General features: G+C 75.9%; 6 protein-coding genes. 2 read left to right on the top strand and 4 right to left on the bottom strand.

Translation table 11 applies throughout. The annotated features are described in order from the left end of the window. Positions 1 to 17: 17 nt before the first annotated feature. The 4 genes from panD to V6V16_RS08915 form a co-directional block, all read right to left on the bottom strand. Positions 18 to 440: an aspartate 1-decarboxylase gene (gene panD / locus V6V16_RS08930; protein ID WP_334561328.1), complete on the bottom strand. Its 423-nt coding sequence runs from the start codon at positions 438 to 440 to the stop codon at positions 18 to 20. A gap of 32 nt (positions 441 to 472) precedes the next feature. Next, positions 473 to 1,354, bottom strand: coding sequence for a pantoate--beta-alanine ligase (panC, locus tag V6V16_RS08925; protein ID WP_334561326.1), 882 nt, complete (start codon positions 1,352 to 1,354; stop codon positions 473 to 475). Further along, positions 1,351 to 2,301, bottom strand: coding sequence for a Rossmann-like and DUF2520 domain-containing protein (locus V6V16_RS08920; protein ID WP_334561324.1), 951 nt, complete (start codon positions 2,299 to 2,301; stop codon positions 1,351 to 1,353). The genes panC and V6V16_RS08920 overlap by 4 nt, the downstream gene beginning before the upstream one ends. Before the next feature lie 145 nt (positions 2,302 to 2,446). Further along, entirely contained in the window at positions 2,447 to 3,736 is a 1,290-nt protein-coding gene (locus V6V16_RS08915) for a phytase (protein WP_334561322.1), read from the bottom strand. 54 nt (positions 3,737 to 3,790) lie between these two features. Here V6V16_RS08915 and V6V16_RS08910 point away from each other — a divergent pair, with 54 nt between their 5' ends. Continuing rightward, positions 3,791 to 4,822, top strand: coding sequence for an SAM-dependent methyltransferase (locus tag V6V16_RS08910; protein WP_334561320.1), 1,032 nt, complete (start codon positions 3,791 to 3,793; stop codon positions 4,820 to 4,822). Then, positions 4,819 to 5,988: an NADH-quinone oxidoreductase subunit D gene (locus V6V16_RS08905; protein WP_334561318.1), complete on the top strand. Its 1,170-nt coding sequence runs from the start codon at positions 4,819 to 4,821 to the stop codon at positions 5,986 to 5,988. The genes V6V16_RS08910 and V6V16_RS08905 overlap by 4 nt, the downstream gene beginning before the upstream one ends. Positions 5,989 to 6,000 lie beyond the last annotated feature (12 nt).

The raw sequence follows: 6,000 nt of genomic DNA, 5'->3' as shown, positions 1-6,000 counted from the left end.
GGGGTGGGGGGGTGGGGTTAGTGGGCGGCGAGGGGGTTGGGGGTGGGGGCGCCGGCGGTGCCGGGGGCGGCGGTGGTGGGGTCGTCGTTCAGCTCGACGACCCGGTTGTCGGCGTTTACGTGCACGACGCGCGGCCGGTACGCCCGGGCCTCGGCGTCCTCCATCTGCCCGTACGAGATGAGGATGACCAGGTCACCCGGGTGCACCAGGTGGGCGGCGGCGCCGTTGATGCCGATCACGCCGCTGCCCCGCTCGCCCGGGATCACGTACGTCTCCAGCCGCGCCCCGTTGGTGACGTCCACGATCGCCACCTGCTCGCCGGGGATCAGGTCGGCGGCGTCGAGCAGATCCTCGTCGACGGTCACCGAGCCGACGTAGTGCAGGTCCGCCTGGGTCACGGTGGCCCGGTGAATCTTCGACTTGAGCATGGTGCGGAGCATCGGAACGCCTTTCGCGCGGGGAGGACGGGGGTTCAGGAACGGGGGGCGAGCCGGACCGCCGCGTTGTCGATCAGTCGGGTGGCGCCGACCCAGGCGGCGAGGAGCAGCCGCGCCGGCCCGGCGACCGGCCCCGGCTCCAGGTCCGCGTCGGCGAGCACCAGGTAGTCGAGGCGCGCGCCGGGCGTACCGGCGCCGAAGGCCGCGTGCGCGGCGGCCAGCACCTCCCCGGCGTCGCCGCCCGCCTCGGCGGCCCGGGCACCGGCCCGCAGCGCCGCCGACAGGCTCAGCGCGGCCTCCCGCTCGGCCGGGGAGAGGTAGCGGTTGCGGCTGGAGAGGGCGAGCCCGTCCGGCTCGCGCACGGTGGGCACGCCGACCACCTCGACCGGTACGTCGAGATCCCGGGCCATCCGCCGCACGAGGGTCAGCTGCTGGTAGTCCTTCTCACCGAAGAACGCCAGGTCGGGGCGGGTCAGCTGGAGCAGCTTCAGCACCACGGTGAGCACCCCGTGGAAGAAGCCGGGGCGGCTCTGCCCCTCCAGGTCCTCGCCGAGCGGGCCCGGGTTCACCCGGATCCCGGGCTGACCGTCCGGGTACATGTCCGCCACCGAGGGCGCGAAGACCACGTCCGCGCCCGCCCGACGGCAGATCTCCAGGTCCGCGTCGAGGGTGCGGGGGTAGCGGTCGAAGTCCTCGCTCGGGCCGAACTGCAACGGGTTGACGAAGATCGTGACGAGCACGTGGTCGGCCCGCTCCCGGGCCGCCCGCAGCAGCGCCTCGTGCCCGGAGTGCAGCGCGCCCATGGTCATCACGACGCCGACGGTGCCCTTGAGCCCGCTGCGCGCCTCGGCCAGTTCGGCGCGGGTGTGCACGAGTTCCGGCCCCCGGTTCCCGCCGTCCGCCGTCGGCCCGGTCACGCCGCCACCTCCCGCCGGTCGCCGCCGAGCACGCCGAGCAGCGACTCCGCGTCGACCGGCCGGAGCCGGCCCGCGGCGATGGCCCGGTCGGCCGTACGGCGGGCCAGGGCCAGGTAGGGCGCCACCGACTCGGGGGCGGTGGCGGTGAGCCGGGCCAAATGCCGCTCGACGGTGCCGGCGTCGCCCCGGGAGACCGGTCCGGTCAGCGCGTCGTCGCCGAGGCGCAGCGCGTTCTCCAGGGCGGCCCGCAGCAGCGGGGCGAGCACCTTCTCCGGGTGGGACACCCCGGCGTCGCGCAGCCGGTCGGCCGCCTCGTTGACCAGGGTCACCAGGTGGTTGGCGCCGTGCGCCAGCGCCGCGTGGTAGAGCGGCCGGTCCGCCTCGCCGACCCACTCGGGAACCCCGCCGAGGTCGGCGACGAGCCGGGCGGCCAGGGGGCGCAGCTCGGCCGGGGCGGTCACCCCGTACGAGATCCCGGCCAGCCGGGCGAGGTCGTCCGGCGCGCCGGTGAAGGTCATCGCGGGGTGCAGGGCCAGCGGCCGGGCGCCGACCGCGACGGCGGGGGCGAGCACCGCGAGGCCGTGCGCGCCGGAGGTGTGCGCGACCACCTGGCCGGGGCGCAGCGCGCCCCCGTCGGCCAGGGCGGCGACGACCCCGGCCAGCGCGTCGTCGGGCACGGCGACCAGCAGCAGGTCGACGCCCGCGCGGGCCACGGCGGCGGCGGAGCGGCCGGGCACGCCGGGAAGCAGCAGCGCCATCCGGGCCCGGGAGGCGCCGGAGCCGCCCGAGGCGGCGACGACCCGGTGGCCCGCGGCGGCGAGCGCGGCGCCGAGAACGGCGCCGACCCGGCCGGCGCCGACGACGCCGAGGGAGAGCTGACGGGGGATGGCGGCCGGCGCGGCGGCCCCGCAGGGGGCGGCCGGGTGCGGGCGCAGGGGTGCGCTCATGGCGACGATCCAGTCCTCGAGAAGGGGTACCGGTCGATCGCAAGTATGCGCCGGGGGCCCGGAACCGGGACAAGGATGTGTGAAAACGTTCACCGCCCGCGGTGCCGGGCCGCTCCGGTGGCGCGGAGCGGCCCGGCGTACGGGGTCAGCGGCCGGCGCGCAGGAACCCGGCGTCGAGGAACTTGAAGTTGGTGTCGGGGCGGGCGTCCCCGTCGTCGCCCGCGCTCTCCGGGGTGTTCCGGCCGTCGTGCACCACCAGCAGCCCGCCGGGGAAGCCCGGCAGCGGGGTGGAGACCACGGCCGCGCCGTCGCACTCCTGCGACCCGTCGACCGGGCCGTCCACCACCGCGAACCGGCCCGTGGGGCGGCCGGTACGCCGGTCGTAGGTGTGGAAGGTGTCGTCGCCCTGGCCGGAGACGACGAGGGTGCCGGCGTACCGGCCGGTCCGGTAGACGGTCAGCCCCTCGACGTCCTGGGCGATCCGGCCGCCGAAGCCGGGGTCGGCGGAGTGGTCGGTGACGCAGTCGTCCAGCTCCGGGTCGAAGGCGGCCGGGACGCCGAACTCGCGGACCCGCTCCACGGCCACCGGGACGCCGACGAAGCGGCCACCGGCCAGCCGGGTCCGCCACAGGCCGACCTTCTCCTGGGCCAGGTGCACCACGCCGGTGGCCGGGTCGACCACCGTCCCCTCCACCTGCGGCCCGTCGCCGGGATCGGTGCACGGCGACCAGGAAACGCCGTTCGGCAGGGTGAACCGCGACGGCAGAGCCAGCCGGTCCACGGGGCGGTAGGAGACCCGGCCCGCCCGCTCGACCAGCCGGAACAGGCCCACCTCGGGCGTGCTGCGCCGGCTGACCACCGCGTAGGCGGTGCCGTCGGGGGCGGTCCAGGCGCCCAGTCCGTAGGCGGTGCGCTGCTCGTTGACCTCGGCCTGGTCGCGGCTGAAGGCGTACGGCACGTCGGGCGCGGTGACGTCGGTCAGTCGCCGGGTCGCCGGGTCGATCCGGTAGAAGCGCAGCTGGTCCCGGCCCCGGTCGGTGACCACGGCCAGGTCGACCCGCCGCCGGTCGAGCCGGAAGCCGGTCACCAGGTCGACGTTGTTGAACCGGCCCGCCTCGTCGCCGGGGCCGGGCGCCGGCGGGGTGGCGATCGCCTGCCGCTGCCGGGCGTGCAGGTCGTACACCCGCAGGCCGCCGTTCTTGGCGGTCGCGACGACCAGGCTGCCCGCCCGGTCGGTGGGGTGCACCCAGATCGCCGGGTCGTCGGCGTCCGCGTCGCCACCGGCGGCGTCGTCGAAGAGCGAGGGCGTCTCGACCGCCGCCCGGACCGCCCGCGGCCCGTCGCCGGCTCCGGTCCGGGCCGGTGCGGCGGGCGCGGGCGTGCCGGCCAGCAGCAGCGGTACGACCGCGAGGGCGGGGATGAACAGTCGTCTCATGACCGCTGACCGTAGGGTCGGCACGGTGACGCGGGCTGAACGGAGCATGAACTGATGTCGATCCGCTGGCGGGACGCGATGGAACGGGCCCTCTACGGCCCGGGCGGCTTCTTCGTCGCCGGCCCGGGGCCGGCCGCGCACTTCCGCACCAGCGTGCACGCCTCGCCGGTGTTCGCCTCCTGCGTCCTGCGCCTGCTCGCTGAGCTCGACGAGGCGCTGGGACACCCGGCCCGGCTGGACGTGGTCGACGTCGGCGCCGGGCGGGGCGAACTGCTCCGGTCGCTGCTCGCGCGGATCGCCGCCGGGCCGCCGCAGCCCGCCACCCCCGCCCCGGTGCCACTGGCCCGACGGGTACGGCTCACCGCCGTCGAACGGGCCCCCCGCCCCGGGGAACTGCCGGCCGGGATCCACTGGACCGCGGAGTTCCCCGAGCGGATCACCGGGCTGCTGCTGGCCACCGAGTGGCTGGACAACGTCCCACTCGACCGGGCCGTGCGCACGTCGGACGGCTGGCGCTACCTGACGGTCGATCCCGCGACCCGGGTGGAGTCGGTGGGCGACCCGGTCGACGCCGCCGACGCCGCGTGGCTCGCCGCCTGGTGGCAGGACCCCGGCCCGGTCGACGGGCTCGCCGAGATCGGCAGGACCCGCGACGAGGCCTGGGCGGACGCCGTACGGCACGTCGACCGGGGGCTGGCGTTGGCCGTCGACTACGGGCACCTGCGCGACGACCGGCCCCTGGACGGGACCCTGACCGGGTACCGGGGTGGGCGGCAGGTGCCGCCGGTGACCGACGGGACCACCGACGTCACCGCGCACGTCGCCGTGGACTCGGTCGCCTCCGCCGGCGCGGCGGTCGCCGGCTGCGCGTACGACCTGGTGTCGCAGCGGGAGGCGCTGCGGGCGCTCGGGGCCGACGGCGGGCGACCGCCGCTGAGCCTGGCCGCCGCCGACCCGGCCGGGTACGTGCGGGCGCTCGCCGCCGCGTCGGCGGTTGCCGAGCTGACCGACCCGGCCGGCCTGGGCGGGCACTGGTGGCTGCGGCAACCGGTCGGCGTCGACCCCGAGCGGTTCATGGCACGATGACGGTCATGACCACGGACGCCGGCGACCTCCGCGAGCTGACCGTCGGCACGGGGGCCGGCGGTGAGCAGCTCGGCACCGACATGGTGCTCAACATCGGGCCGCAGCACCCCTCCACGCACGGCGTGCTCCGGCTCAGGCTGGTGCTCGACGGCGAGCGGGTGGTGGCCTGCGAGCCGGTCGTCGGCTACATGCACCGGGGCGCGGAGAAGCTCTTCGAGGTCCGCGACTACCGGCAGATCATCGTGCTGGCCAACCGGCACGACTGGCTCTCGGCCTTCTCCAACGAGCTGGGCGTGGTGCTCGCCGTGGAGCGGCTGATGGGCATGGAGGTGCCGGAGCGGGCCACCTGGCTGCGGATGGCGCTGGCCGAGCTGAACCGGGTGCTCAACCACCTGATGTTCCTCGGCTCCTACCCGCTGGAGATCGGCGCGATCACGCCGATGTTCTACGCGTTCCGCGAGCGGGAGACCATCCAGGCGGTGATGGAGGAGGTCTCCGGCGGCCGGGTGCACTACATGTTCAACCGGGTGGGCGGGCTCAAGGAGGAGGTGCCCGCCGGCTGGACCGGCCGGGCCCGGGCCGCCGTCGCCGAGGTCCGCCGGCGGATGCCGGACCTGGACAACCTCATCCGGCGCAACGACATCTTCCTGGCCCGCACGGTCGGCGTCGGGGTGCTCTCCGCGGCGGACGCCGCCGCGTTCGGCGCGTCCGGGCCGGTCGCCCGGGCCTCCGGCCTCGACCTGGACCTGCGCCGCGACGAGCCCTACCTGGCCTACGACCAGCTGGACGTGCCGGTGGTGACGAAGACCGCCGGGGACTGCCACGCCCGTTTCGAGGTGCTGCTCGACCAGGTGTACGCCTCGCTCGACCTCACCGAGCAGTGCCTGGACCGGGTGGACCGGCTCACCGGGCCGATCAACACCCGGCTGCCGAAGGTGCTCAAGGCGCCCGAGGGGCACACGTACGCCTGGACCGAGAACCCGCTCGGCATCAACGGCTACTACCTCGTCTCGCGGGGCGAGAAGACGCCGTGGCGGCTGAAGCTGCGCACCGCCTCGTACGCGAACGTGCAGGCCCTGGCCACCCTGCTCCCCGGCTGCCTGGTGCCGGACCTGATCGCCATCCTCGGCTCGATGTTCTTCGTGGTCGGCGACATCGACAAGTAGCCCGGGGCCGCC

The organism is Micromonospora sp. CPCC 205561 (genome assembly GCF_036906775.1).
In the GTDB taxonomy this organism is placed as follows: Bacteria; Actinomycetota; Actinomycetes; order Mycobacteriales; family Micromonosporaceae; genus Micromonospora.
The sequence above is the reverse complement of the archived record's forward strand: the minus strand, read 5'-3'. Positions and strand labels throughout refer to the sequence as shown.